The sequence below is a fragment of the Plebeiibacterium sediminum genome (assembly GCF_026013605.1).
Classification (GTDB): domain Bacteria; phylum Bacteroidota; class Bacteroidia; order Bacteroidales; family Marinilabiliaceae; genus Saccharicrinis; species Saccharicrinis sediminus.
This window is the reverse complement of the sequence record NZ_JAPDPJ010000295.1, coordinates 1-511: the sequence shown is the minus strand read 5'-3', so window position 1 is coordinate 511 and position 511 is coordinate 1. Positions and strand designations below refer to the sequence as shown.

Here is a 511-nt window from a genome sequence, read left to right as displayed (position 1 = left end):
CTAGTTCACGAACTAATCTTCCGGCTATAGTTCTTAACTTACGCAATGCTGCTTTGGCCTCTTTCTTGCGTTTGGGGTGGTGTGCAAAGCGTTGCTTTAACAATAATTTTTTCATGGTTCGATGATAGGTTTGCCTTTGTTCAACGCCCTCTTGTTTTGCTATTTTATTACAGCGTTTAATCACTTTTATCAATAGCTTGCTGTCTGTGGGATAGGTAATATTTTTCTCTTGGGCAGTCGTATCTACAAGCACATCATTGGTTGTTTTAATTTCATCTCTTCTGGCGTCAATGGAAACTTCAAGTATTTTTTCCGCGCCTTGTTCACCAATGCGTTTTCTAAAATGGACCATATCTGATGGATCACATGGAGGTTTCCATTGAAACTCAGCTTCTCCACAGAAGTATTGAAAATAGGGATTTTGAACCCATTGCTCTATGACAGTTTCATCGCCTAAGTTGTAAATGCGTTTTAATAGCAATAGGCCAACCATAGTGCGAATAGGAGTACC

The 511-nt window shown here is 39.5% G+C and carries 1 protein-coding gene; it reads right to left on the bottom strand.

Going from position 1 to position 511, the window contains the following annotated elements; translation table 11 throughout:
- Positions 1–511 (bottom strand): transposase (locus OM075_RS25525; RefSeq protein ID WP_301193381.1); only part of this gene is annotated, 511 nt, incomplete at both ends.